The organism is Acinetobacter sp. AS167, from assembly GCF_037152175.1.
In the GTDB taxonomy this organism is placed as follows: domain Bacteria; phylum Pseudomonadota; class Gammaproteobacteria; order Pseudomonadales; family Moraxellaceae; genus Acinetobacter.
Genome location: NZ_JBBCMP010000014.1, coordinates 27,167 through 53,871 on the forward strand (window position 1 = coordinate 27,167; position 26,705 = coordinate 53,871).

Genomic DNA, 26,705 nt, shown 5'->3' on the forward strand with positions numbered 1-26,705 from the left:
ATAAATTAAATGAGGCCTATGTATATAAACACAACATGGATTGATCAGCATATGAATACATATCAGACATAACAAGCAGGCTGAGATTAAAATTGAAATCAAGCATATAAACAAGATTATTTTGAACTTGATTTTAGGTGTTTGTGGAAATAAATAATGTTGATTTATTAGAAATATGTGAATATTTAAACTGCAATTTTAGTAAGATTATTTATTTAATTTTTCAACAATTAATCAAAAAATCTATTTGAATTTAAGTATTTTTAGTAAAGAAATTGTTTTTTTAAATAGAAAAATTTTAGAATTAATTTATAATAGAGGCAATTAAAATGAATAAATTATTAAAATGAACAGCTTAGTAAATAGCATTTATAAAATATTGGATCAGCTTGGACTAAACGCACAAAAACGAGCCTTGCATATCCAATTTAGCAATCCTGATTTGACTGCTCAAGTCTTCTTACAACGCATCGATGGACAACATGGTCTGAACCAAGGCGTGTCTATTGAACTGATTTGCCTTGCCACTTCGGCTGTGATTCCGCTTAAACAATTCATTGGTAGCCAAGTGGCCATCGATCAAGTCACAGATCATGGACAACTGTTTCGTAGCACAGGGGTGATTACCGAAGCAGCACAAGGGCAAAGTGATGGTGCACTGACGCTATATAAACTCAAACTCGAAGATGCCACTTCACTGTGGCATAAACGTCGTAACAGCCGAGTGTTTATGAATAAGTCGGTTGTTCAAGTCATAGAAGCGCTGTTTAAAGAATGGCAAGACAAAAGCCCACTCTTTGCCTCCAGTCTAAGCCTCGATAAAAGTGGTCTTAAAAAAGACTACGATATCCGACCATTCATTATGCAGAGCAATGAAAGTGACTATGCATTTTTAACCCGCTTGATGCGCAGTGAGGGGATCAACTGGCTGATTGATGAGGCGCAATTGATTGTGCCTAGTTCTGCGACTCAAATTCAACCACAAAAACTGCGTTTGGTGGATGATAATAACGAATACAAAGCGCTAGAACGAAGAAAAATTCGTTTCCAACGTAGCAGTGCCACAGAACAACAAGACAGCATCACCAGCTTTATTGGACAACGCAGCTTACAACCCACTGCTGTCCATGTACAACGCTGGCAAGCAGATGTGTTAGAGCAAGAAGAGGGTGCAGGCAGTGTTCAAAGTAAACATCAACATAGCCAAAACCAAAACAATGCCAGTCTTGGTTTAGAACAAGCTTGGCATATCAGTCCAGCATGGATTCAAGACCTGAATGGTGAAGATCAAGCAACCGCTTCAAATAACAATCAGATTGAAAAGATTAACCAAAACCTGAGCCATTATTATGATGCTCAATCCAAACAATTTATAGCCAACTCTACTGTACGTGATGCGCAAGTGGGGTATTGGTTTGAGTTAAACGAACACCCAGAAATAGACCAACACAATGGCTCAGACAAAGAATTTCTGATCACGTCAAAGACATTCTATAACCAGAACAATTTACCCAAAGATCTGAATGAACAAATCAATCGCTTGCTCCAACAAAGCAATTGGGTCAATTCAAATGTAGACTCAAACAACCCAGAACGCCAAGCCAATCAATTGGTACTACAACGCCGTAATATCACCACTGTTCCTGAATACCACCCACTACAACACCGTCCAAGTACCCATCCACAACGTGCCAAAGTGGTTGGGCCAAGTGGAGAAGAAATTCATGTGGATGAATGGGGACGTATTAAAGTTCGCTTCCTATTTACCCGAAATGAAGACCACAGTCATGATGGTGGTGCAGGGAGCAATGACAACGACACCGATTCCGCTTGGGTGGATGTACTGACCCCGTGGGCAGGTGAAGGCTATGGTGCGAGATTCTTACCGAGGATCGGCGAGATTGTCGTGATAGATTTCTTTGATGGCAATATTGACCGACCATTTGTGGTGGGGCGTATTCATGAAGCACAACGAAATCCAACGAAATTTGATGACAAAGGCCAATTGCCTGATACTAAAAAACTAGCAGGGATCAAAAGTCGAGAAGTTAAAGGCAGTGGCTATGGCCAGCTTAGATTTGACGATACCACAGACCAAATTAGCAGCCAGCTACAAAGCAGTCACGGTACGAGTCAACTCAATCTCGGTAATCTGAGCCATCCTAAAGAAACTGATACCAGTGAAGGACGAGGCGAAGGCTTTGAACTAAGAACAGACCAATGGGGAGCGTTACGAGCTGGGCAAGGCCTACTACTGAGTACCTATGCTCAAGATTCAGCTTCAGGCAATCACCTTGATGCAACTGCGGCGAAAAGTCAGTTAGAAAGCAGCCTAAATAATTCCAAGGCCCTAAGTGAAGTTGCCAAGAATCAGCAAACTGATCCACTAGATGTATTGGAAAATCTCAAGCAATTTCTTGATCAAATCGAAAAAGGTGAAAAAGACAAAGCGGATGCATTTAAACAAGCTTTGATTATTTTAGCTGCACCGAATTCAATCGCATTGGCAAGTAATGAAGACTTACATCTTTCTGCGGATAAACAAATCAGTTATACCGCAGGTGACAGTATCAACCTGAGTACGCAAAAGAATTTAGTTGCACATGCACAATCAAAGATCAGTCTTTTTGCGGCACAAGAAGGTGCAAGACTTTTTGCTGGGAAAGGTAAGGTTGAGATCCAAGCACAAGGCGATGGTGCGGATTTGATTGCACGTAAAGGTATTCAAATTATTTCGACTGAAGAGATGATTGAGCTCAAGAGTCTCAAAGAAATTATTATCACATCTGGTGGCTCTCAATTAAAAATTAATGGTTCAGGTGTATTTGTGACCACGGCTGCTAAGTTCGAAGTGAAGGCAGGGCAACATAGTTTTATTGGTGGAGCAAAAGTCGATTATTCACTTCCATCATTCTATGAAAATATCTGTAAGCCTTGTTTGTTGGATGCAGCAAAGTTTGGAATGGCATTTGTTGATAAATAAAATGAAAAGAAAAATTGTTCCATTTAAAAATATAAAAAGTTGTATCGAAGATGATCGATATGATTTGAACATGTATTTAATCTTGGATGCGGCGCAAGTTTCAGATCAAACTTTGCACTTTATCAATACATGGCGAAATGACGCAAGGTTAGAGTTTTATTCATTATTTTCAGGTACAACGGAGGGCAATGCACCTTTTGAAGTTGCCCCTGTACTTGTCTTAATCAATGATTTAGAGGCGCTCGAAGAAGATGGATTTAGCTTTATTCATCAAACATGGAAAGACGAACAGGCTTTAAATCTGGTATTCAGTTCATTGGATTTGGCTCAGTTTGTTAAAAAAATGAAACGCTATCTCACAGTAGAATTTCCTGATGGTACACAAAAATTATTTAGATGGTTTGATCCAAGAATTGTTAAAAAAATTCATAAAATACTGACAGATCAACAAGAAGATGAGTTTTTTGAGGGTATTACAAAATGGATTATTTCAATTCGAAATTATCAGGATGTAGATTCTAATCAATTAATGGTATTGGAGAATGCATAATGTTCATACTCAGCCAAGAAAAATTATATGAATTAGATGTTGAGCAAAATAAAGAATTTTTATATGACCTTGTCTATGAAATTATAAAAGAAAACCCAGCCCTTAAACTGAATGGGCAATTTGATCAGCTATTAGAACCTGTCCAAAGCCTGATCAATCTATATGTTGAAAAAGGCATCAATCAAATTTATACACTCAAATATATGGTGAAGAGCCATGTTTATTTGGGAATAGATTATGCAAATGATCCGCAATATCTTTGGCTCCAAAATGAAATGCAGCATAACAATATTGCGGAGCAAGTATCTTATGTAGATGCTTTTTATACACTTTTGGAAAGCTATAAAAGTGTAGTTTTAGGACATGATTTTAAATTTGTTTTAAAAGCAATTGAGCAGTTAAATAAGAGTCTTAGCTATTCTAATCTTCAAGAAAATCTTTCAATTATTTATCCAGAAAAAATAGAGTTTTTAAAACAAAAAGATTTATTGGGTTCACTTCAAGAAAATTATTCCAATGATATCCAATCATATAAAGAGTATGTATTGGGAAAAGAATTTCATCATAACGTTTTTATAAAAAATTTGATTAATTTGGAGATTTAAGATGGGTGTTGGTGGTGCAAGTCCTACAGCGGGTGCTTCATGTGCAACGTGTTTAAGGAAGTTTACAGTTCATTTTCGGAGACCCTATAATTTTCAAAAAAGAACAAAAGAATATAAGGGAGAGTTTGGATTTGATTGGTTAAGAGATGAGTACATATTCCCTGTTTTTGAAATAAATAGAAAAATGCAGCCTGCGTTAATTAATAAAAATTACATTAGTGGTTTAAAGAAAGTATATATAGATGGTACACGGAAAATAACCCCTTGGGGTATAGAGTACATCCCATCTCATTTAGCAATTTTTGCAACTAAGGTAAAAGATAAAAATGCAAGTTCTAAAATTAATGTAGATGGTGCACTATTATCTATTGAACTTCACCAAGTTGTCGGGGATGATGAAGTACCTCTACAAGATGATGGTACAAAAATAATATTTGAAACTAATGAAAAATGTATAAAAATTTCTACATCAACTGGTAATGAAAAAAGTAATCGTCTGGAGTTACCAATTTCTTTTTTCATAAAAAATAGGAAAAAAACAGATTTGGTAGATCAGTCTAGGTGGAGTTACAGTACTAAAAATGCAATTAGAATATCTTGTGAAGGAGCAACAACTAAAGGTGCTCTAATTAGTGTAAAAGCAATAAAAGGGAATAATATTTTTGAAGTTGGGCAAATGAGCGTTTTTGCAAATGATAAAGTTCCAATAGCTAAAATATGCTTTATTGATGTTAGTTTTAATCAAAATAAAGTTCAACGGCCTACAGGTACAGGATTGGAATATAGTTTAAAATATGAATCTTTTAATCAAGCACTTATACGACCTAAAATAGTAAGAGATACAATTTTTAATATAAAGGACATGTTAGATAAAAATAAAACATGGGACTTGGAAGGATTTTATAATAAATATTATGTAAATCAAACGAAAAACAGTTTAGGTAATAGTATAATTAACAATACTTTAGATGATGAATTTAAGCACGATTTAATCTTTTTATTTCAGAAATATGCAAAAGTTAATGGTTTAATAAATTCTGATTCTAATGATGTTACATATGTTTTTTTTACAAATACACAATGTTCATATACCAAAAATGGTCAAATTTTTAATAGAAAAGGTAGTGCTATTTTTGCACCTGAAGCAGGATCTAATAGGAAAAAAGTATGGGGGAACTCAGTTGTTATTTATCATCATGGAGCAACTGAATTGGAGACTGTAGTTCATGAAATAGTTCATAGCTTTGGATTATCCCATGTATTCCAAAATGGGAAAGATATACCATATTGTTTTCATAAAGGTTTTACCGATAATTTTATGGATTATGAGGATACTGATGAAGATCCACCTAAAAAATCGCTTTATAAAGGTAATCAAATAGCTTTATTTAGGCATCAATGGTTACTTATGCGTAACGATAGAAGCTTAGATTACAATGGATAAAGATATTATGAAATTTTTGATTTTATTAGTAGTAATTTTAAGTCTGTCTGCTTGCTCATTTGACTCAAATAAGGATAATTGTAGTTTAAAAAATAGTGAAAATATAAAAAATGAAAATGGCTATGATGTTCGAGTAGCTAGAGATATATCATCATTTGTTGAAAATAATAAAATTTATTTAAATTATGATCAAAATGAAATTGTTAAAAGATATTTTGAGTTAAATAGTCATTATTTAGTATTGAAAGTTCTAGATAGTCTTTCTCCTGAAGTAGGTTTTAGTGATGGTACTGTTAATAATAATGTGAAGAGGAATTTTGATTACATTTCTCGTCTTTCAGCTAATAGTAATTTAAAGGGTAATCATATGTTTTTTAGTAGTGATAACTATGTTCCTTATAGTGAGCAATTAGAAGAAGAAATTGTATCTATGGTTAAAGATCAGATTTATGTGGTAAGTGGTGATAAAGTGGGTGGGGTAGATTTGAATAGTAAAGTTAGTACTTTTATAAAAAAACTAAAATGTAGTAATTCAAATGAACCTGAAGTAGAAGAATGGAATGTAAATGATATGCACATTGTTTTGGAAGCTGATGGAAAACAAATTAAAAATAGGAAATATAATAGTTTGAATTTTTTTATTTATTTTACAAAGAAAACGGATAAAAAATATGAGACATCAATATATTAGTGTTTTATATCTATGATATTGAAAATCATATAAAAATTTTATACCTTTGATAAGGCTTAATAAGTTATGAGGAAAATTTTAACTATTTTTATATATTCTTTTTTTCTATTTGCATGTGCTCCTAATGAGCCATTAGATCATCTATGCCAGATAAATAACAAAACTAAGAAAAGCGATACTCGAAGTGACGTAAAGGAAATATCGAGAGATATTAATTTATTTGTTGTTAATCATGATTTGTATTTGGACTATAATTTTAAAAAAATATATAGCAAATATAAGGAAATGAATTCAAATTATTTGAAGTTAAAAGTTATAGATCGATTATCTGCTACTCAAGGTTTTGATAATGGAATAGTTCACAATGAAAATTTTGAAGATAATTATCATCATATGTCTACATTAGAAGTACGAACTACAGGACAAGGTCCAAATACAAATTATTATGCTAGTGATAATTTCGTTCCATTTGATGAAAATATCCATAAAAATATCGATCAATCAATTTCTGATCAAATTTTTTTAATAAATTCAGTAGCTTTAGATAAAAGCAGTCTTGATAACTTCATAGAAAATTTTTTAACTAAAGGGCGATGTCAAGGTGGGGATCAGTACAGAAAGGTTATTTCTGAAAAGAATTTTAATGGTGTACATATTATCTTGGAATCTGAACCTGAATGGTTTGTAAGCAAAGGTCAAGTCAATAGTTTTGCTTATACTGTATACTATACAAAAATGACAGATAAAAATTATGAAAAATCATTATATTATTAAATTTAAAACTGTATTCCTGATATGTTTTTCTTTGACATCCTATAGTTTTGGAGCGAATGTAGAAAATCGAATTTTTAATTTTGAAGATAAAGAAATATCAGCGTTATCTTCTGAAATAAATTACTCAAGATTTGCACCAGTAAACCAGCTTAATTTAAAAGCAATGTCTGTAGATTTAGGCGAAATAATAAAGAACCTTGAAAAAATAGGTTATATCAATAGGGATACAGTCTCGCATAGTAAACGCTATGAAGTGCTATCCTATGGTTTGACGACCAAGAAAATTTATTTTTTTAATAATAGCAGTCAAACATCTGATCTCTTTTCTGAGATTTATGCAACGAACTCTAAATTTAATCAACTCAAAAGCATTCGTCTAGGGTTAAGTGTTGAATACAATGGGAAAAGATTTAAAAAAATGAATACAGATCCGATTGTTCCCACAAGTTTTATTTCTGCTCTGAATGTGATTGATGAGAGGAAATCAAAAGAGGTGTATGTTTCACTCATGAAGCAACATATTTTAAATATAAAAAATAATGTGAATGAGTATTGTGAATTTTTAGTGACGACGAGAGTAAATGTTAAGGATTATTGGTTAGAATTAAATACTGAACTCACAAAGAATAATACTTATTTCAATATTTACCAAAGTAAAGGAATTCCTCAAAAATGCAATTTGTGAAATTCTTTGTTTGTATTTTTTGCTTAGTCCCTTTTCCGGCATCCTGTGGTGATTATAGAAAAACTAATAGTGATGGTGATTTCGTATCCCCTCAGCAGTAGATGCTTTATGAATATAGTTTCCTAAACGAGATTAAAGCTTTTATAATAATTTAAATTCAATAACTTAAATCTTGATAATTTGAAATTCGAGGCTTAAGGATATCCAATTGAGCACTCAGATCAATTCCATATCTACCGTGAATAAGCTATATTAATGGCACCAAAAATAGACAATCAACAACATGCAAAATTTACAACAACTCTTTATCAACACCCAAGAAAACTACGAATTGATCCCTGATTTTATCGATCTGCTTTTAGCATCGGATATTTATTGTTTGGGAACACAAGATCAGCATAAAAAAATTCAATTCCGTATTCTAGAAACACCCGAAGGTGATCAAGCAATACCATTCTTCATAGAGCTAGAAACCATTCAAAATGATATTGGAGTCGATGCTGAATATATCACTTTAAATACACGGCAGTTTTTTGAAATGACTCAGGGGGCAACATTGGTATTGAATCCAACTTCTGAATTATCAAAAGAATTTCAACCTGAAGAAATTAAAGCAATTTTAGAGATTGATGAAGCAATTTAAAAATGTGCAGGATTCAATTTCTCCAGCACTTCATCAATTTTTTTCAACCGTTTGATTTCATCCCATAAGGCTTTGGCTTCGGGGTAATGCTTAGACATCATCCCAATCCATTGTTTATAACGGCCGACCATGTTCAGCTCTTTTTTATATGGACCATTTAAAAAACGAATTTGTAAATTTAATAGTTCAGACCAAGTGATAAGTGGTTCATCTGTATTTTTACGAATACATTGTGTGAGATCTGGTGTAGTCACAGCACCACGACCAATCATCAAATCTTGGCAACCTGATTCAAGTTGGCATTGCTTCGCATCAGCATTGGTCCAGATTTCACCATTGGCAATCACATTGATCTTGAGTGCTTCACGAATCGGCTGTAGCTGATCCCAAAATGCTGGAGGGGTGTACCCATCAGCTTTGGTCCGAGCATGGACAGTGACCCAAGCTGCGCCAGCATCTTCAATGGCATGCGCATTTTCAAGGGTAAAATTTCGGTCCATATAACCTAAACGCATTTTTGCAGATACAGGAATATGTTTGGGTACTGCATCACGTACAGCCTTGACCAACTCATGTACAACCTCAGGCTCATCGAGAAGTACTGAACCACCTCTATGACGGTTTACTGTTTTAGCAGGACAACCAAAATTCATATCGATTGCAGGAGCACCTAATTCAGCAGCGCGTACCGCATTGGCTGCGAGCATTACAGGATTATTTCCTAAAAACTGAACATGTACTGGTGTGCCAGCAGCTGTTTTGCCTTGATTGTTTAGTTCTGGACAATAGCTATGGTAAACATGGTCAGGTAAGACCGAATCCGTTACACGGATAAACTCAGTCACGCACCAGTCAAAGCTACCGACATGTGTGAGAACGTCACGCATGATAGGGTCGGTTAAGCCTTCCATTGGGGCGAGTATAAGTTTCACGATTGTTACCTGATGAGATGAAAACAGCGTTATACGCATTTTTGTAGGAGATGTCTACTGATGCAAATATATTCTAGATCAGTGCTAAATGGAGTGTTATTGAAAAGTTGATCCATAAATTTTCATTATCGAAACCTCTATATAAAGTCGAGTTTTTTGCTGTGTATACATGTTTTTAGAACCTAAATGTGATTCACAATCCTTCTCATTGGCTAAACTATGAAATCCTTTGCCTTATTTAACGATCACCCTTTGAGGGTAGAAACACAAGATCTCGGTTTCAATGTTTTGCCCAATGTAAAATTTGTTCGTTAATTCATCCAATCACTTAAATATTTAGAGATCGATTGATTCCAAAAATTTAAAAACTTAACATTTTCAATGGGAATAATTTCGTCTAAAACGTCAGAAAAACTTCTTTCAGCTAAGAGAAAATGCGCTTGTTCTATGTTTAAATTTGTATTGGATGCTGAGTTAAGCTGTCACCAGAATTGATCTAAGGCAGTAATATTCCAGATCTAACTCATATAAAACAATTTCTTCTGCTTCTGTATTAATATACTTATAGTAAGAATACAAAATACTGCCCATTTTTGTTCAGTGCTGCGTTTATCAACGATGCAAAATCATTTCCAAAACAAATTTAGAACCAATAAAGCCAACTGCCAATAAAAAGAATCCAATCATGGTAAAGCGAATGGCTTTCTGACCACGCCAGCCAAACTTATAGTGACCAATTAACAACGCACCGTAAACAAACCAAGACACAATACTAAACACAGTCTTATGTGCTAGGTGCTGTGCAAAGAAGTCATCAATGGTAAAGAAACCAAAAGATAAAGCGACAGTTAATAAAACAAAACCAGTAATGAGCATATCAAAAAGTAAGGATTCCATGGCTTGATATGATGGTAAGAAGTTGACCCAAATACGTTTTTTTTGTTTCTTTTTGAGTTCGCGGTTTTGAAACCAAATCAAAACGGCTTGTATGGTTGCCATGAGTAAAACGGCATAAGCAGATAAAGACAGAATGATATGGATGTCTAAACCGATAGAATGCTGTTCAATAAATTGATCTGGTTTACTAAAACAAAATCCTAAAATCAGACCAAAGGCTGCAACCGGAATGCCAATCAAATTTAGTGAAATAACAGGACGATAGGTACTATAAAGCATACTTAGAACCAACATTAACGCCGAGGTAAAAGACATCAAGTTAAAGACGTCGTAATTAATCCCTAGTGGTGTAAGTATGTCGTTATGCAGTACACTTGCATGTAATATCAGCCCTAAACCTGACATGATGCCAATAAACCATGGGTTTGCGGAACGTTTAGCCATTAAGTGCATGAACAAATACCAAAATGAAGAGGTATAGGCAATTAATGCTAAAATCGTATAAACCAAGGGGAGGCTAATCATGTCAAACCTTTTTCAGGATGATGAATATTCATGTTATAAGATATAAATTCCATGTGAACTACAGTATCCTATAGCATCTTGAGCATAAATTTTCTATTTTAAGAAAGATTTTTTTTGCTACTAGCTATTTTAAGCGGATTTTGCAATGTTTGATACCTTAACAGAACGACTCACGCAGAGTCTCAGAAATGTTACTGGCTCTGGGCAGCTAACCGAAGATAATATTAAAGATACCTTACGTGAAGTGCGTATGGCACTTCTTGAAGCCGATGTTGCTTTGCCTGTAACTCGTGAGTTTATTGCGAAAGTTAAGGAAGAAGCATTGGGTCAAGAAGTCATGACTCAGCTTTCACCAGGTCAAGCTTTCGTTAAAATTGTGTATGACGAACTCACCAAAATGATGGGTGAGGCAAACGAAAGTCTAGACTTAGCTGCAAAACCTCCTGTTGTGATTCTTCTCGCAGGTTTACAAGGTGCCGGTAAAACCACGACAGCTGCAAAACTTGGACGTTTCTTAAAAGAGCGTCAAAAGAAAAAAGTGGCGATGGTTTCTGCCGATGTTTACCGTCCAGCTGCGATCAAGCAACTGCAAACAGTTGCTGCTGAAGTGGGTGTTGATTTTATTGAATCGGATGCTTCTGAAGATCCGATTAAAATTGCACAACGTGCAATTGGTCAAGCCAAAATTAACTTTAATGATGTTTTGATTGTCGATACGGCAGGTCGTTTGCATGTTGATGATGACATGATGGACGAAATCAAAGCATTACACGCCGCAATTGGCCCAACCGAAACCCTATTTGTTGTTGATGCAATGACAGGTCAGGATGCGGCAAATACTGCCAAAGCCTTTAATGATGCATTACCATTAACGGGTGTTATCCTCACCAAAACCGATGGTGATGCACGTGGTGGTGCGGCGCTTTCGGTACGTGCAATTACTGGTAAGCCAATTAAATTTTTAGGTATGGGTGAAAAACTCGATGCCTTAGAGCCATTCCATCCTGAGCGTGTTGCACAACGTATCTTAGGTATGGGTGACGTACTTTCTTTAGTCGAAGAAGTTGAACGTAAAATCGACAAAGAAAAAGCCGAAAAAATGGCGAAAAAATTGCAAAAGGGTGGGAGCTTCAACTTTGAAGACATGCTGATGCAATTTGAACAAATGAATAAAATGGGCGGTATGATGGGCTTCTTGGATAAGTTGCCTGGCATGAGCAATTCAGGCATTCAAGATGCGATTGCGCAAGCAAATCCTGAAAAGCAAGTGAAAAAGATGGAAGCGATTATTCAATCGATGACCATCAAAGAACGTCGTAATCCAGACTTAATGAATCCGAGCCGTAAAAAGCGTATCGCAGCAGGCTGTGGTATGGATGTAGTTGAAGTCAATAAACTGATCAAACAACATGCGCAAATGGCGAAAATGATGAAGAAATTTGCCAATCCATCGGGTATGGCAAAAATGATGCGCTCATTGGGCGGGATGCAAAAACAGTTTGGCGGTGGTGGCGGTATGGGACCATTGTTTGGTAATAATGATAAAAAATAAGCCTCATTTATTTTATAAAAAGCGCCTTCGGGCGCTTTTTTGTTAAATAAAAATAACATACTTTTATTGGTTGTTTAGATATTCTAAGCACATTATTTGAATATGATTTAAACAATAATTGATAAGTAGTCTATTTATGAAAAAAGTATTTATCGTACACGGTTATAAAGACTCCCCTGAACAACATTGGTATCCTTGGTTGAAGCAGCAAGTATTGGCTATAGGGCATACATGTGAAATTATTCATCTAGAACATGCAGAACAACCTCGCTATGAGGTGTGGAAGCATAATATTACTCAGCAAATTAAGTCACTCAATGAAGATACCATCATTGTGGCACATGGCTTAGGTGGTATTGCCACTCTGGATTTCCTTTCAAGTGAAATATTGGGCCGAAAATTAGGTGCTTTGTTTTTAGTAGCAGGATTTAGTAAAAATTTATCCGTTGTACCTGAACTTAATTCATTTTTACAACAAGCCGAGGTTGACGATGCATTGTTAAGAATGAATATTCTCAATCGTTTTGTCTTTTTCTCCAACAATGATCCTTTTGTTCCAGCACCGATCAGTATTCAACAGGGTTATTCTCTGAATTCACAAATGATTGAAGTGAAAGATGCTGGGCATTTTATGGCAGCTGAGGGATATACTCGCTTAAACGTACTTTGGGAAAAGTTAGCGGTTTTATTACAACCTGAATCTCAATCTCGCACTCAAGTCGTATACTAGATTTATCTCGATTTGCTTTTGTTTTATTGATTTAGTTTTTGATAAAGCTCGTCAAGAATCTCCTGAGCGCGTTGCTCATTTTGAATCAAATTGCCTTGTTGATCCCAAACTTTACTGTCTAGAATCGAATAATCTTCACTTGGGCTTAATTTTAGTTCTGCTGCAGGTTTGCCATCTTCATACCATACCTTTTGAACGATGGGCTGAGCATCAAGATATTCTTCCTGTAGCCCAAGTTGACCATTTGAATAGTACGTTTCAGTTTTTCCAACTAATCTCTGGTCTTGGCTGGTCGATTTAAAGCTGACTTTTCCATTTTCAAAATAGCCCACAACTTCACCATCGACATATTTACTATCAAAGCTATTTAAGCCTTGAGGGGCTTTAATCCAAAAGGGATCAGATTGTTTTTTACGACTATTTTGATAGAAGTCCTGAACTAAGAAACGGCCATCTTTATCACGACCTAATAATTTTCTGAAATATCCATTTTCTACGGGTGTGAGTGAATAACCCTGATCCATGATTAAACCGCAGTCACAGGCTTCTTCACCTGCATCTGGAGCAAAGTAAGCAATAACGGGTTCAGTTGTTGCCATGGTTGTTGAAGATGAGTGCGTAGTTTGTAAACTGGTACACCCCACCATTGTGAAGCTCATTAAACAGGCACTAAGCAGTAAGGGTATCGTTTTCATAATGATTGCTCTTTTATCGTGTTTATGGTTGTATTTATTAAAAATGGAAGATTGCTGATCTTCCATTAAATTGTATTTGGGTTTAAGCGGTTTGTCGATCTATATAGAACTGTAAGCCTTTAAGTAATAAATCTGATTCAATTCTTGGTTGATATTTCTCAAGAAATTGTGCAAATAGATTGGCATCACCGCCTGTTAAAATAAGCTTGCGTGGTTGTTGCTCAAGCACTTTTTCAATGGTGCTTAACAGCCCTAAGAAAATGCCATGATGTACTGCATCTATGGTATTCCGACCAGGACTCAGCTCTGAAAAAGCCGCATCTGGAATTTTAATACCTTTGGTTTTTTGAATTAAAGAATCGCGTTGTAAATAGAGGTTAGGCAGAATATAACCGCCTAAATGTTGTAAGCCTTGGGTTAAATCAATTGTTAAAGCTGTACCACAGCTAATCACACACAAGTCATCATCAGCTTTCGCCACGGCCAAAACTTGTAACCAACGATCGATTCCAAGTTGTTCTATATGGTCATAGCCACAACGTAATCCTGCATATTCAGCATGCACTTTGGCAAAAGTCACCGGAATATCGAGTAATTTTAAAATCTGGACAATGCGTTCGTTGTTCTTTTTATCTTGGACTGAGGAGATTCCAATTTTGTCTAAGCCTAAACCACGAAAATGTTGAATTAAACCCAGTAGCAGATCCGCAGGGGATTGGAGATGTAATTCTGCTGCCTGTTGGATAATTTGATTATTTTCAGTAATCCAATATTTTAGACGGGTATTTCCTATATCTAACCAAAGTGCTTTCATGATTTTGCCTAATTGAAACTGAACACAATCTGCATAATTATTTTATTTGAAAATATTGAACGACTTAGAGAGCCTCTCAATCTGATCAATCAAATAGGGCAAATAACCTGCGGTTCATTTTGCTGAACGTTGTTCCGTACTGTTAGTAACTGTTTGCTATGATCTTTGGATCAATACGATTACTGCGCAATATATAGCGAAATGTATAGCGAAAAAAGCCCTGTTTTAAATAGGGTCTGTTGATAATTCGTCTATGTTTGCGACTACGTGTGTTTTTTAGGCGATACTAGGCGCGAAATACGAAATTTAGTTATTCTAAATCAGTAGTTCGTAACAACGTAGCGGCAAAAAACACGCTAGTCCCCCGCTGCGCCTTGCGCTGCAAACAAAGCAGTGCTTTGTTCTTGCTCAGGGTTGTGGCTAAAATTATCTCAGCCTTCGTTATGAAACTCGAAAATAGTTTCGCTATTCTCTCCGTTTCATGCCTTGCCTGCTCAATTTTAACCTACAACGCAAGCCATTTATGAAATGTCAACAGCCCCTAATTGCCGATCACTTTTTCACGATACATCTGATCAATCCATCTCATTTTAGAAAACAGATCACCTCGTTATTTATGCTTCAGCTAAGCGTAAACGCCCCTGATAGACATTGACTAAACCTTGAGCCGTCAATAAATTCAGTGCACCATCATCAGAAATCCCTTTGAAAATACCTTCAATTGAATTTTGAATTTGTTCAAAATAAACCTGCTGATCCATAAAGGCAGCATAGTGATTAAATCGTGCTGAGAGGTTATAGCAACCATGATCAAACCATTGTCCGGCTTGTTGAATTGCCAAATACATTTCTGCAATGATTTGGATTCGATTTGGAAATTGTAGGCCTAATTGCATTAGCGAGGTAGCTTGTTGAGTCACATTTTCTTTAGGGATCGGAAATAAGTTGATCCCGATTCCAACAATGGCTTGATGTGGTGAAATGGGCTCAACCAAAATTCCGCCCCATTTTCCTTGAGGGCTATATAGGTCATTGGGCCATTTAATTTGTAATTCTGGTAAATTCTTAAGTGTTGGCATTTGTAAGATATTTAAAGCAATTTCCAATGCTAAACGCCCATCTAAGGGTGTTCGTGTTTCAAGCAATGTGCTTAAATAAATATTACCAATTGGCGAAACCCATTCCCGTTGGTGCTGACCTCGTCCTTGAGTCTGAGTTTCACTACAGACCAAAACTGTCTTGACGCCGCTGAGCGCAATTTCACGCACATCATCATTGGTCGATGCTGTAGTCTGCTTTAAAAGCAGCACTTCAGGGAGCTCATTTGCTTGTGTAAGAAGTTGTCTAAGATGACGAGTCTCTAAATCCATGTTGAATCTGAGAAGAGTGAAGGAACATTTATGGAGTTAATCATATATTTAGGTATTGGTGCAATCGCAGGATTTGCTGCTGGGCTATTTGGTGTTGGCGGTGGCTTAATTATTGTACCAATTCTCTATGTGGTCTTTACCAAAATGGGCTATGATCCTTCGGTCATTATGCACATGGCATTGGGAACTTCACTTGCAACTATTATTGTAACTTCAATTAGTTCTGTAACAGCGCATCATAAAAAAGGTGCAGTACTTTGGAGTGTTTTTAAAAACTTAGCTCCAGGTTTGGTGATTGGCTCATTTATTGGTGCTGGCATTGCAGATATTTTATCAGGTCAGCATTTACAATTGATTATTGGGGCATTTGCAATTTGGGTGGCATTTAAAATGTTTAAAGGGGCCAATGTCAAAGTCGATGAATCTAAACAATTGCCGACTGCACCTATGCAAATGCTGGCTGGTGGGGGAATCGGGGTCGCATCGGCAATTTTTGGTATTGGTGGCGGAAGTTTAACTGTTCCATATCTCAACAAAAATGGTGTGGTGATGCAAAAAGCCGTTGCAACATCAGCAGCTTGTGGGTTACCGATTGCAATCGCAGGGGCATTAGGCTTCATGTTCTTCGGCGCGCAAGAACCAATTGAAATTAAAAATTCAATTGGTTATGTCCATATCTATGCCTTTATTGGGATCAGTGTGATGAGTTTTATCACCGCCAAATTCGGCGCAAAGGTTGCGCATGCGCTTTCTCCAGCCATGTTGAAAAAATGTTTTGCATGTTTACTTACAGTTGTTGGTCTTTATTTTATTTATCAAGGAATTACTAAGTAGATTCCGATCAAAGGTACTTTTTCTAAACACTAAATTGACTTAAAATGCATTAAAATTGTCGGACAATGTCATGGTTTCAATTGAATTAAATCAGGTAAAACTAAAATAATGACAATTGACATTGTCTGAGAAAGAATAATAAACCCAAGATAGGAATTATATGCATTCGGAAGAAGTGGATAGCCTTTCAGAACAAATTGCCAAACATATTAGTGAACAAATTATTAGTGGCGAGTTGGTTGAAGGAGAAAGAATACAAGAACTACGTATTGCCAAAGAACTGGATGTCAGTCGTGGCTCAGTACGAGAAGCCCTTTTGCTTTTAGAAAGAACCCACTTGATTGAAATTTATCCTCGCCGTGGTGCTATTGTCTCAGAAATGTCAGCTCAACAAGTACGCGCATTATTTGATACCAGTGCACTGTTATTAGGTCAAATCGTGCAACGTATGAGTGAAACATGGCGTAATCATGAGGCTGAAGCGATCCAGCAGATGATGAATCATTTGGTTGAGCAAGTGAAGCAAGGCAATACTGAAAAGTTTTATGATGGTATTTTTCAATTTTTATCGGGGCAACAAGACATGGTGGGGAATCCCTACCTGATGAAATTTTATAAAGAGTTGTTACCCTCACTCCGAAGAAGTTATTTTTTAACCTTAAATACTTCAAGACGCGAGCTTCAAGAAGCTTTAGAATTGCTTAAGTTGGTGATTGACGCAATTTTAATCCGAAAATCACAACAAGCTACTTTATTTATGGAAGATTTTTGTCGACACTTACGTAATCTGGTGTTGGAATCTCTGACACGGATGAAACAAATCGAACTCGCTTGGGCGCGGAGATCGCGTCGGTAATTACTAGGACATTATGCGTTTAAGCAGCTTAAAACTTTCAGGCTTCAAATCTTTTGCCGATAGTACAACACTACAATTCAAAGATAACCGTACAGCGGTGGTTGGTCCTAATGGTTGTGGTAAATCCAATGTGATTGATGCTATCCGTTGGGTGATGGGGGAATCCAGTGCACGCCAGCTCCGTGGTGGCAGTATGCAGGATGTTATTTTTACAGGAACGGCAAAACGTAAACCTGTAGGTATGGCAAGTGTAGAACTGCGCTTTGAAAACACCTATGGCAAATTAGGTGGAGCCTATAACGCGTATACTGAACTTGCTGTTCGCCGTCAAGTGAATCGTGATGGAAAATCTGAATACTTTCTCAATGGGACGAAGTGCCGACGTCGTGATATTACCGACATTTTCTTGGGTACAGGCTTAGGTCCTCGTTCCTACGCAATCATCGAACAGGGAATGATTAACCGTTTGGTTGATGCCAAACCTGAAGAAATGCGTATTTTTCTTGAAGAGGCTGCTGGGGTTTCTCGTTATCAGGCTCGTCGTCGTGAAACACTACAACACTTAGAACATACCACGCAGAACTTAGACCGTCTCGAAGATATTGCTTCAGAACTCAAATCACAGCTTAAAACCTTAAAACGTCAGTCTGAAACTGCGGTTCAATATAAGACTTTAGAAACTGAAATTCGTACATTAAAGATAGAAATTCTATCTTTTCAGTGTGATCGTAGTTCCCGTTTACAAGAACAATATACGGTTGAAATGAACGAATTGGGGGAGCACTTTAAATTGGTGCGCTCTGATATGAGTACCTTGGAACATGATCTGACTTCAACCAATGAGTTGTTCCAACGTCTGATTCAACAGTCCACGCCTTTGCAAAATGAGTGGCAACAAGCTGAGAAAAAACTCTCTGAGTTGAAAATGACTTTGGAACAGAAACAAAGTTTATTTCAACAAAACTCAGAAGCTTTGGGAAGTTTTGAACAGCAAAAAGCTCAAACCAAAGAAAAAATTCAGTTGATGGAATTGCAATTGGAAACCTTGCACAGTCAATTGGAGCAGCAGACTGAACATTTACAACATGCTGAGGCTGATACACAACAACGTAGCCAAGCATTTACCGATTTAAAAGCGCAGCAATTGCAAGCACAACAACAATATGAACAGGTCAAAGTTCAAGTTGAAAAGCAACAGCAGCAAAAAGCACAAATGCAGGCGCAAATTGAACAACTTGCAAAAAATGTTGCACGTATTGAGCAGCAGAAAGACACCTTAAAAACCCAAGCAGTTCAGGTTCAAAGTCAATTTAAAACTGAAGATGTTCAACAACTTGAGCAAGAAAAATTAGCAATACAAGCTGCGATTGTTGAATTAGAACAAAAAATTAATCAAGCAAAGCAGCAGTTTGAACAGCTATACGAGCGCATTAATCAGCAAAAAGCTCAGATTTCAGCTTTAAAATCTGATGTACAAGTGTTGCAATCTGAACAGAAAAACCTCACCCAATTAATGGCGAAGAGTGCTGTAAATAGTAAGGCTGATACTGTGCAATTGATGCAGGTATTAACGCTGAATGAACATGGCAAAGCACATGCACAGCTGGTTGAAAAATTTTTAGCCAAATGGTTGTCAGCCCATATTGTTGATCAAAATGCTGATTTTGCTGAAAGTATGGCACGCCAGCTTAAAGCATCAGGCTCGCAAGATAAAATTCAAATGAATGGAGTGGCGTGTCTAGCAGATTGGATTGAATCTCCACAGTATTCACTGTGGAGTCAAGTTGCTGTAATTGAAAACCTTGCTCAAGCTTTAACGGAAAAAGCACAGTTAAAAGTAGGGCAAAGCATATTGACGCTGGATGGTTATCATGTCGGTCAAGATTGGGTGATTGGTTTGTTCTTTGATGAGTCGAGTCAGGCTGCACAGGGTGCACTCAGTCATCGTATTCGCCTTGAAGAAATTGAAACACAACTTACGCAGCTACAACCACAGTTGATTGAAGCTGAAACTATATTGCCGAGTTTAAATCAGCAATTGCAGGATCTGCAAAAACAGATTCAAATAGAGCAAGATACGCTAAAACATCAGCAAAAACAGCTACAACTGTTTGATGTGCAAATTGCTAAGCAGCAAAGTGCTTCACAAGCATTTGAGTTGCAGAAAGTTCAGCTCAATAGTCAATTGCAACAGCTAGATGAGCAACTTGAAGAAGATGCAATGCAGAAAGATGATCTTGAAATCGATATGCACTCGGTCATCCTCAAGCTTGAACAAAATCTTCCTGAGTTTAAAACCTTGCAATTCAAATTGGACGAGCTCAATGAGCACGTTGAAGAACAACAACAGCAATTACAGCTTAAACAACAAGATTCCGAAACCACACGTCGTCTAGCTGAACAAAATAAACAGCAAATTGAATTATTAGACAAAGACCTATCTTTCTCTAAAACGCAATATCAACAAATTATTGCGCAAATGGAGCAAGCCAAGAAGTTTGTAGATCCAATTCAATTGGAATTACCAAGTCTAGAATCGCAATATGCTGAGCAGGCACAACAAACTGAAAAACTGCAAAGAACTTGGAGTGAGTGGCAAGTTGAATTGAATAATATTCAATCTAAACAGCAACAACTTACAGAAATGCGCCATTTGCATCAGCAAAATGATGAGCAATTGCGTACAAAACTGGAAGAGCGACGTTTAGCTTGGCAAGCGGCAAAATCAGATTTCCAGCATTATTCAGATCAACTCAAAGAGATGAATGCTGAAGTTAAGCAAGGTGTATTGATTGATTTACCTGCACATCAAGAAAAATTTGAGAAAGCACAGCGTCAGTTTGAGAAATTAGGCGCGGTCAATTTAGCAGCTTCAGAAGAATATGAAGAAGTTTCTAAGCGTTTTGAAGATCTAACCCATCAAATGCAAGATTTGGAAAATACTGTTGGGCAATTGAAAGATGCCATGAAGACCATTGACCAAGAAACCAAAAAATTATTTATGGGGACTTTTGATCAGGTTAATGCTGAATTAAAAGTACTATTTCCAAAAGTCTTCAATGGTGGTGAAGCCAGTTTAAGCCTTGAGGATGATTGGCAGTCTGGCGTAAAGCTGATGGCACGCCCACCGGGTAAGAAAAATAGTTCATTGGCTTTGTTATCTGGTGGTGAAAAAGCATTAACGGCATTGGCTTTGGTATTTGCTATTTTCCGTTTGAATCCTGCACCTTTCTGTGTTTTGGATGAAGTTGATGCGCCTTTAGACGATGCTAACGTTGGTCGTTTTTGTAATTTAGTAAAAGAGCTTTCTGATCAAGTCCAATTCATTTACATTACACATAATAAAGTTGCAATGACGATGGCAACCGATTTGCTGGGTGTGACGATGCCTGAACCAGGCACATCAAAGCTCGTCACTGTGAATTTGGAAGAGGCAAGAGAATACGGTTTAGCCGCGGAGTCATAGTATGGAAGTCACCACAATTATTGGAATTGTTGTTGCAGTAATCATCATTCTGGTGGGTTTAAGGATGGTGCTACGAAAGCCCAATGATGCCGCACCTTCTTTAGAGTCTGAATTGCATATCAATGAAGATTGTAAGCAACCCGTGATTCCTCGTCATGTACGAGATCAATTGCGAACAGATCGTGAGTCTCAAGAGCAAGTGCGTGTTGAACCGAATTTAACTGCTTTAGACTCGGTCGAAGTTGTAGATGAAAAACAGCAAAAGATTGAGGATGCAGCAGCGGAGTCGAATGTTGTTCAGTCAACTGAGCTTGAGCATGCAGCAATTACACAACAAACTGAAAAGACGGATACAGTGGCAAGTGCTGAATCCGCAACAGAATCTGAAAAAGCACTTAATGTGCAAACAGAACCGACGACTCAAACTAATGATTCTGCCAAAGTCGTAATCAGTCAGGACAAAGAGGAAGCTTTTCAGTTTAATGCCAATGTTGAAACAGCTGAAATCAAAGAGTTTGATGAGGAAAGCAGTATTTTAGATGTTCATTTAAACGAGCAACAAAAATATGATGATGAAAGCGTATTGTCTACGGCTGAAACCATTATTGCACTGAATGTTTATCCGAATCCACGTAAAGCATTGTCCGGGGATAAAACCTTAAAAATGTTGTTAAAATATGGTTTACGTTTTGGTGAACTCTCTTGCTTCCATCGTTATGAGAATCCAGAGGAAGAAAGCCATTTACTGTTTTCTGTATTACGTGTCACCGACAACGGTCCAGATGGTTTTGATTTAGAAACCTTATCGACTGAACAAGTTCAAGGTTTGGCTTTTTTCTTGGCACTCCCTCATTCAGATGTGCAAAAAGGCTTTGATACCATGGTCAGTATTGCTGGCTTAATTGCTCGTGAAATAGACGGTACGGTCTATGATGAGAACAATCTTGAATTTACCCCACAACTGAAAGAGCATTGGCGCCATAAAGCGATCGATTATCGTTCAGGGCATGACGCTTAGCATAACGTCATATTTACTTTATAATTGGTATTCAGAATTTTGGGCGGAGTATTCCGCCTTTTTATGGTGAAAAAAATTTATGGAAAATAATCCTGTCGTAACGCAAATGCGTCAATTGATTCAACTCATTGCGAAACATAATCATGCTTATTATGTGATGGATCAGCCGAGTATTGAAGACAGTGAATATGATCAGTTATTTCACCAACTCAAAGCCTTAGAGCAACAACACCCAGAATTGGTTCAGGCAGATAGCCCAATCAATAAAGTGGGTGGAAAACCACTGTCTAAATTTGAAACCATTACCCATACTGTACCGATGTTGTCCTTGGGCAATGTATTTAATCAGGACGAATTATTTGCCTTTGCTCGCCGTATCGAAGAACGATTGCCCAATCAAAAGATTCAATATGATGTTGAGCTAAAATTTGACGGATTGGCGATTTCGCTCTGGTATGAAAATGGTGTCTTGACACGTGGTGTAACCCGTGGTGATGGTGAAACAGGCGAAGTAATTACGCAAAATGTAAAAACCATTCGTAATTTACCGAAAGTCTTGTCTTCAGATAAAGTGGCAGTGCCACGCTTGTTGGAAGTTCGTGGTGAAGTATTGATGCCAAAAGCTGGCTTTGAGCGACTCAATGCTGAAAATGAAGCGAAAGGCGAAAAGACCTTTGCCAATCCTCGAAATGCTGCGGCTGGTAGTCTACGTCAACTTGATCCAAGTATTGCAGCATCTCGCCCGTTGGCTTTTTATGCTTATGGTATTGCACAATGTGAACCGCATCATGGCATTGAGTCAATGTCAGCGAGTCTTGAATGGTTGACTAACTTTGGCTTTGCTGTGGGAGAACGTCATTTTATTTGTGAAAGTATTCAAGAAGTGCAAGAAAAATATCAGCAAATCAACCAAGAGCGCTCGAACTTAGCGGTTGAAATTGATGGCATGGTGATCAAAGTTGATGATCTTCAACAACAACAAAAGCTGGGCTTTTTAAGTCGTGAACCGCGTTGGGCAACGGCGTATAAGTTTCCTGCAGTTGCAGCATTAACAACAGTTGAAAATATTGATTGGCAAGTCGGACGTACTGGGACTTTAACCCCTGTAGCACGCTTAAATCCCGTGGCTGTGGGGGGGGTAACCGTTTCTAATGTGACTTTGCACAATATTGGTGAAATTCACCGTTTGGACGTTCGTATTGGCGATACGGTCAGTGTCTATCGTAGTGGTGATGTCATTCCCAAAGTTGAAAAAGTATGGTTAGAATTCCGGCCAAATGACGTGACAGAAGTACATTTACCTGAAAATTGTCCAGTATGTTCTTCTCCAGTGGTCATGCCAGAAGGCGAGGCTTTAGCACGTTGCTCAGGTGGTCTATATTGTTCTGCGCAACGTATTGAAGCCATTCGTCACTTTGTTTCTCGTAAAGCAATGGATATTGAAGGTCTCGGTGATCGCTGGGTAGAGTCATTATTACATATTGATTTATTAAAGGATGTCGCCGATATTTACCATTTACATGAGCATCGTGAACAGTTACTGACCATTGAAAAAATGGGTGAGAAATCTGTCCAAAATTTATTGGATGCTATTGAGAACAGTAAGAAAACCACACTTGCTGCATTTATTTATGCCTTGGGTATTCGTGGTGTAGGTGAAACGACAGCACGTATGCTGGCCAACACTTTCCAAACGCTTGATGCGATTCGTCATGCTGATCTTGAAGCATTGAAGAAAACTCCAGATGTTGGTGATATTACGGCTGAGTGGATTGTTGATTTTTTCCAAGCACCACATAATCTTGAAGTGATTGATCGTTTGCTTGCAGCTGGGATTCATTGGGATGCACCAGTTGCACCCACCCGCCAGCCTTTAAATGGTGAGAGTTGGGTGATTACAGGTACATTGGCTACCATGGGGCGTGATGATGCGACTCAAATGCTACAAGCTCTTGGTGCGCGTGTCAGTGGCAGTGTGTCGAGCAAAACCAAATGTGTGGTTGCGGGTGAAAAAGCAGGTTCTAAGCTTGAAAAAGCAGAGAAACTTGGTGTCGCTGTACTGAATGAACAGGAGTTTTTAGCATTAATGGCTGAGTATGGACAGGCATAGATTCGTTTAAATTATCTCTAAAATTACTGTAAAGATACAGGTGTTGTATCTTTACAGTTTTCAAAAATTAAAATCATCAATTCAAGATTGATGTGATAACAAATCAACAAGTCATCATTTTTCAATAGAACTTTTAGTTCTGTATTTACCGATGTATTTCAGAAGTTTGCTTGATCTATCATTAGCATGCTACATGATAATAATTCTTATTCATTTGAATTTTCCATTAAACTTAACTTTAGATGAAAAATTACAATTCTTAACAATAGTGAAAGTGTATATAATAATCATTATCATCTAAAAAGTGTCTTATTATTTATATGAAAAATTTTTCTCGAACATTTCTAGTCAATTCTATTTCAATCGTGCTTTTTGGTGGGGGACTTACACAAACAATCTGGGCAAATAATGAAATTACTGCTTTGCCTACGATTAAAGTCGCTGCTGAAAAGGAACAAGAAAAACCAACATTTGCCAATGGTGCTTTGCAAAAAAATACAGATTTGGGGTCATTGGGAAATAAGAAAATTATAGACACGCCGTTTAGTATCACGTCTTATTCAGCACAATTGATTGAAAATCAACAAGCAAGCACAGCGGGGGAAGTGTTAAAAAATGATGTCAGTATTCGCACCACAACCAATCAAGGACATTTAAATGAAAACTTTAAAATCCGTGGTTTCGATGTCAATCATGAAGATTTAAATTATAACGGCTTTTATGGCGTTGCACCTTATGGTCGGATGCCTACGGAATTTTTAGAGTCAGTGACTGTGCTTAAGGGTCCAAATGCATTGGTTGCAGGTGTTGCACCTACAGGCAGTGTAGGCGGTATTGTGATGGGGCATTCTAAACGGGCAGATCAAGAACTCACTCGAGTTTCTACATCGTTTCAAGATGAAGGATATTATCAATCAGGCTTTGATGTATCTCGTCGTTTTGGTGAGAACAAAGAGTTTGGTCTGCGTGTGAATGGTGCTTATGCAGATGGTGAACATATCATTGATGGAATGAATGATCGTCAAGCTTTGGGGGCAATTGCTGCGGATTACACCACGGATAAACTAAAGATTAATTTAGATGCTTATGCGGTCAAAGGAAATCGTAAAGGCGGTTCACCTGCAATGGTTGCCATGGGTGGTAAGGGCAGTGTTAATCATGTACTTGCAGCACCTAAAGGGGATTTAAACTACTTTTCAAACTTAGAAGGCAATACCGACAGTCAATTTGTAGGTTTGTCAGGTGAATATAAATTTACCCCTGATATCAAAGCATTTGCAGGCATTGGATATGTAGAAAAATCATATGATGGTCATCTTTTTGGCACACGTATGATTGTCAATAATTTAAATGGAAATGCAACCTCACAATATTATCGAGTAGGATCAAAAGAACATAACACTGCTGCTAATGCAGGCTTTGAAGCAAAATTTGATACAGGGGCGATCAAGCATACTTTGGGATTGCGCACTGATTATTTAACCCGCAAATATTCACAACATAGATCCGCAACTAGTTCAGGGTTTACGACCAATTTATATGAGCCATCAAATACAGGTACAATGCCAACAACTTACCCAGAAATTGTTCCTTATGGTGATAATGAGTATATGAGTTATACCTTAACGGATCAGCTTTCAATGTTGGATGATAAATTACAACTTATTTTAGGTGGACGTTATCAAGATATCGATACTAAGAATCTTGTCAAAAAATCAGCTTATAGTGCAGACAAGCTATCACCAAGTTTGGGGGTTGTCGTCAAACCATTTGGTGAGGATTTATCTTTTTATGCAAGCTATGTCGAGGGTTTAGCTGAGGGGGTAACGGTCTCTGAAATGACCTATCCAACAGCAACAAATAGGGGCGAAACACTTGCACCTTATCAAACCAAGCAATATGAGTTAGGTGTAAAATATCAGTTGGGTTCGTGGTTAAATACTTTGGCACTTTATCAGATTAAAAAGCCTGAGGCTTATCAGGACACCATAAGTAATAAAGTCAAAGATGATGCTGAAACGCGTTCTCGTGGGGTAGAATGGTCATTCTCTGGCAATGTTACAGATACTTTATCTGTGATGGGGAATTTGGCCTATATCGATGCTGAATATGTGAAATCAGCTAAGGTCGCTTTCGAAGGTAATAAAGTATATGGGGTACCCGATTTTACTGCTTCGTTAGGGCTTGATTATGCCATTCCTAATGTTGAAGGGCTTCATATTAATACTCGTGTGAGTTATGTGAGTGAGCAATATTTGAATGAAGAGAATACGTTAGAGCTACCTGACTATACGATTGTTGACTTAGGCGCCCGCTATAAAACCAAACTTGGTGGGGTAAATACCACCTTCCTCGCCAATGTTGATAATGTCGCCAATAAAAAATATTGGGAAGGTGTGTTTAATTCAAACTATGCTTTAGTCGGTGGTGCAAGAACTTATAAAGTCGGTGTAACTTTTGATTTCTAAGCCTTAGCTGATATTGAGCGCTATAAGCCAAAAAGCCTTTTTCATGATTGAAAAAGGCTTTTT

Annotated in this window: 21 protein-coding genes; 16 read left to right on the top strand and 5 right to left on the bottom strand. The window is 37.3% G+C overall.

Going from position 1 to position 26,705, the window contains the following annotated elements; all coding sequences use genetic code 11:
- The first annotated feature begins 346 nt into the window (after positions 1-346).
- The 8 genes from WFN33_RS17590 (at position 347) to WFN33_RS17625 (ending at position 8,375) form a co-directional block, all read left to right on the top strand.
- The gene (locus WFN33_RS17590) at positions 347-2,983 is read left to right on the top strand and encodes a type VI secretion system Vgr family protein (protein ID WP_336954322.1); all 2,637 of its coding nucleotides are present in this window, start codon (positions 347-349) and stop codon (positions 2,981-2,983) included.
- A 1-nt stretch (position 2,984) separates the two neighbouring features.
- A complete protein-coding gene (locus tag WFN33_RS17595) occupies positions 2,985-3,533 on the top strand; it encodes a DUF4123 domain-containing protein (protein WP_336954323.1) in 549 nt (182 codons plus the stop codon).
- Positions 3,533-4,138, top strand: a complete 606-nt coding sequence (locus tag WFN33_RS17600) for a hypothetical protein (RefSeq protein ID WP_336954324.1) — start codon at positions 3,533-3,535, stop codon at positions 4,136-4,138. Before WFN33_RS17595 ends, WFN33_RS17600 begins: the two co-directional genes overlap by 1 nt.
- Position 4,139: 1 nt before the next feature.
- The gene (locus WFN33_RS17605; RefSeq protein ID WP_336954325.1) at positions 4,140-5,582 is read left to right on the top strand and encodes a hypothetical protein; all 1,443 of its coding nucleotides are present in this window, start codon (positions 4,140-4,142) and stop codon (positions 5,580-5,582) included.
- A gap of 7 nt (positions 5,583-5,589) precedes the next feature.
- The gene (locus WFN33_RS17610; protein ID WP_335954537.1) at positions 5,590-6,273 is read left to right on the top strand and encodes a hypothetical protein; all 684 of its coding nucleotides are present in this window, start codon (positions 5,590-5,592) and stop codon (positions 6,271-6,273) included.
- Positions 6,274-6,339: 66 nt separating this feature from the next.
- A complete protein-coding gene (locus WFN33_RS17615; RefSeq protein ID WP_336954326.1) occupies positions 6,340-7,047 on the top strand; it encodes a hypothetical protein in 708 nt (235 codons plus the stop codon).
- A complete protein-coding gene (locus WFN33_RS17620; RefSeq protein WP_336954327.1) occupies positions 7,025-7,732 on the top strand; it encodes a hypothetical protein in 708 nt (235 codons plus the stop codon). Before WFN33_RS17615 ends, WFN33_RS17620 begins: the two co-directional genes overlap by 23 nt.
- Before the next feature lie 283 nt (positions 7,733-8,015).
- Complete coding sequence (locus tag WFN33_RS17625) at positions 8,016-8,375, top strand: SseB family protein (RefSeq protein ID WP_004817824.1); 360 nt, start codon at positions 8,016-8,018, stop codon at positions 8,373-8,375.
- On the opposite strand, the gene WFN33_RS17630 is transcribed toward WFN33_RS17625, so the two are convergent.
- Both WFN33_RS17630 and WFN33_RS17635 read right to left on the bottom strand, forming a co-directional pair.
- Entirely contained in the window at positions 8,372-9,307 is a 936-nt protein-coding gene (locus WFN33_RS17630; RefSeq protein WP_336954328.1) for a tRNA dihydrouridine synthase, read from the bottom strand. The two genes, WFN33_RS17625 and WFN33_RS17630, sit on opposite strands and share 4 nt — an antisense overlap.
- 612 nt (positions 9,308-9,919) lie before the next feature.
- The gene (locus tag WFN33_RS17635; RefSeq protein WP_336954330.1) at positions 9,920-10,729 is read right to left on the bottom strand and encodes a cytochrome C assembly family protein; all 810 of its coding nucleotides are present in this window, start codon (positions 10,727-10,729) and stop codon (positions 9,920-9,922) included.
- A gap of 145 nt (positions 10,730-10,874) precedes the next feature.
- Between WFN33_RS17635 and ffh the strand changes: the two genes are divergently transcribed.
- Both ffh and WFN33_RS17645 read left to right on the top strand, forming a co-directional pair.
- Positions 10,875-12,281, top strand: a complete 1,407-nt coding sequence (gene ffh, locus WFN33_RS17640; protein WP_004817818.1) for a signal recognition particle protein — start codon at positions 10,875-10,877, stop codon at positions 12,279-12,281.
- Between the two features lie 136 nt (positions 12,282-12,417).
- Positions 12,418-13,011, top strand: coding sequence for an RBBP9/YdeN family alpha/beta hydrolase (locus tag WFN33_RS17645; protein WP_336954332.1), 594 nt, complete (start codon positions 12,418-12,420; stop codon positions 13,009-13,011).
- Positions 13,012-13,034: 23 nt separating this feature from the next.
- On the opposite strand, the gene WFN33_RS17650 is transcribed toward WFN33_RS17645, so the two are convergent.
- The 3 genes from WFN33_RS17650 to WFN33_RS17660 form a co-directional block, all read right to left on the bottom strand.
- Positions 13,035-13,706: a toxin-antitoxin system YwqK family antitoxin gene (locus tag WFN33_RS17650; RefSeq protein ID WP_336954333.1), complete on the bottom strand. Its 672-nt coding sequence runs from the start codon at positions 13,704-13,706 to the stop codon at positions 13,035-13,037.
- Positions 13,707-13,788: 82 nt separating this feature from the next.
- Complete coding sequence (locus WFN33_RS17655; protein WP_004724053.1) at positions 13,789-14,520, bottom strand: type III pantothenate kinase; 732 nt, start codon at positions 14,518-14,520, stop codon at positions 13,789-13,791.
- Positions 14,521-15,134: 614 nt separating this feature from the next.
- Positions 15,135-15,890 carry a biotin--[acetyl-CoA-carboxylase] ligase gene (locus tag WFN33_RS17660; protein WP_336954334.1) on the bottom strand — a complete coding sequence of 252 codons (756 nt, stop codon included), beginning with the start codon at positions 15,888-15,890 and terminating at the stop codon, positions 15,135-15,137.
- Between the two features lie 30 nt (positions 15,891-15,920).
- Here WFN33_RS17660 and WFN33_RS17665 point away from each other — a divergent pair, with 30 nt between their 5' ends.
- The 6 genes from WFN33_RS17665 to WFN33_RS17690 all read left to right on the top strand — a co-directional run bounded on the left by WFN33_RS17665 (position 15,921) and on the right by WFN33_RS17690 (position 26,642).
- Entirely contained in the window at positions 15,921-16,724 is an 804-nt protein-coding gene (locus tag WFN33_RS17665; protein ID WP_336954335.1) for a sulfite exporter TauE/SafE family protein, read from the top strand.
- Positions 16,725-16,884: 160 nt separating this feature from the next.
- Positions 16,885-17,580 (top strand): GntR family transcriptional regulator, encoded by a 696-nt coding sequence (locus WFN33_RS17670; protein ID WP_004724049.1) that lies wholly within the window; start codon positions 16,885-16,887, stop codon positions 17,578-17,580.
- Positions 17,581-17,593: 13 nt separating this feature from the next.
- Positions 17,594-21,046 (top strand): chromosome segregation protein SMC, encoded by a 3,453-nt coding sequence (gene smc, locus WFN33_RS17675; RefSeq protein WP_336954337.1) that lies wholly within the window; start codon positions 17,594-17,596, stop codon positions 21,044-21,046.
- A 1-nt stretch (position 21,047) separates the two neighbouring features.
- Complete coding sequence (locus tag WFN33_RS17680; RefSeq protein ID WP_336954338.1) at positions 21,048-22,064, top strand: cell division protein ZipA C-terminal FtsZ-binding domain-containing protein; 1,017 nt, start codon at positions 21,048-21,050, stop codon at positions 22,062-22,064.
- Positions 22,065-22,143: 79 nt separating this feature from the next.
- A complete protein-coding gene (gene ligA, locus WFN33_RS17685) occupies positions 22,144-24,174 on the top strand; it encodes an NAD-dependent DNA ligase LigA (protein ID WP_336954340.1) in 2,031 nt (676 codons plus the stop codon).
- 320 nt (positions 24,175-24,494) lie between these two features.
- Entirely contained in the window at positions 24,495-26,642 is a 2,148-nt protein-coding gene (locus tag WFN33_RS17690) for a TonB-dependent receptor (protein WP_336954341.1), read from the top strand.
- Positions 26,643-26,705: the final 63 nt, after the last annotated feature.

What these genes read in the sequence shown, in the direction of transcription:
- WFN33_RS17610 (WP_335954537.1), top strand. Translation starts at nt 5,590, where the DNA reads ATGAAATTTTTGATTTTATTAGTAGTAATTTTAAGTCTGTCTGCTTGC.
- ligA (WP_336954340.1), top strand. Translation starts at nt 22,144, where the DNA reads ATGGAAAATAATCCTGTCGTAACGCAAATGCGTCAATTGATTCAACTC.
- WFN33_RS17635 (WP_336954330.1), bottom strand. Translation starts at nt 10,729, where the DNA reads ATGATTAGCCTCCCCTTGGTTTATACGATTTTAGCATTAATTGCCTAT.
- WFN33_RS17615 (WP_336954326.1), top strand. Translation starts at nt 6,340, where the DNA reads ATGAGGAAAATTTTAACTATTTTTATATATTCTTTTTTTCTATTTGCA.
- WFN33_RS17670 (WP_004724049.1), top strand. Translation starts at nt 16,885, where the DNA reads ATGCATTCGGAAGAAGTGGATAGCCTTTCAGAACAAATTGCCAAACAT.
- WFN33_RS17590 (WP_336954322.1), top strand. Translation starts at nt 347, where the DNA reads ATGAACAGCTTAGTAAATAGCATTTATAAAATATTGGATCAGCTTGGA.
- WFN33_RS17605 (WP_336954325.1), top strand. Translation starts at nt 4,140, where the DNA reads ATGGGTGTTGGTGGTGCAAGTCCTACAGCGGGTGCTTCATGTGCAACG.
- WFN33_RS17600 (WP_336954324.1), top strand. Translation starts at nt 3,533, where the DNA reads ATGTTCATACTCAGCCAAGAAAAATTATATGAATTAGATGTTGAGCAA.
- WFN33_RS17655 (WP_004724053.1), bottom strand. Translation starts at nt 14,520, where the DNA reads ATGAAAGCACTTTGGTTAGATATAGGAAATACCCGTCTAAAATATTGG.
- WFN33_RS17690 (WP_336954341.1), top strand. Translation starts at nt 24,495, where the DNA reads ATGAAAAATTTTTCTCGAACATTTCTAGTCAATTCTATTTCAATCGTG.
- WFN33_RS17660 (WP_336954334.1), bottom strand. Translation starts at nt 15,890, where the DNA reads ATGGATTTAGAGACTCGTCATCTTAGACAACTTCTTACACAAGCAAAT.
- WFN33_RS17645 (WP_336954332.1), top strand. Translation starts at nt 12,418, where the DNA reads ATGAAAAAAGTATTTATCGTACACGGTTATAAAGACTCCCCTGAACAA.
- WFN33_RS17650 (WP_336954333.1), bottom strand. Translation starts at nt 13,706, where the DNA reads ATGAAAACGATACCCTTACTGCTTAGTGCCTGTTTAATGAGCTTCACA.
- WFN33_RS17595 (WP_336954323.1), top strand. Translation starts at nt 2,985, where the DNA reads ATGAAAAGAAAAATTGTTCCATTTAAAAATATAAAAAGTTGTATCGAA.
- smc (WP_336954337.1), top strand. Translation starts at nt 17,594, where the DNA reads ATGCGTTTAAGCAGCTTAAAACTTTCAGGCTTCAAATCTTTTGCCGAT.
- WFN33_RS17665 (WP_336954335.1), top strand. Translation starts at nt 15,921, where the DNA reads ATGGAGTTAATCATATATTTAGGTATTGGTGCAATCGCAGGATTTGCT.
- WFN33_RS17620 (WP_336954327.1), top strand. Translation starts at nt 7,025, where the DNA reads ATGAAAAATCATTATATTATTAAATTTAAAACTGTATTCCTGATATGT.
- WFN33_RS17625 (WP_004817824.1), top strand. Translation starts at nt 8,016, where the DNA reads ATGCAAAATTTACAACAACTCTTTATCAACACCCAAGAAAACTACGAA.
- WFN33_RS17680 (WP_336954338.1), top strand. Translation starts at nt 21,048, where the DNA reads ATGGAAGTCACCACAATTATTGGAATTGTTGTTGCAGTAATCATCATT.
- ffh (WP_004817818.1), top strand. Translation starts at nt 10,875, where the DNA reads ATGTTTGATACCTTAACAGAACGACTCACGCAGAGTCTCAGAAATGTT.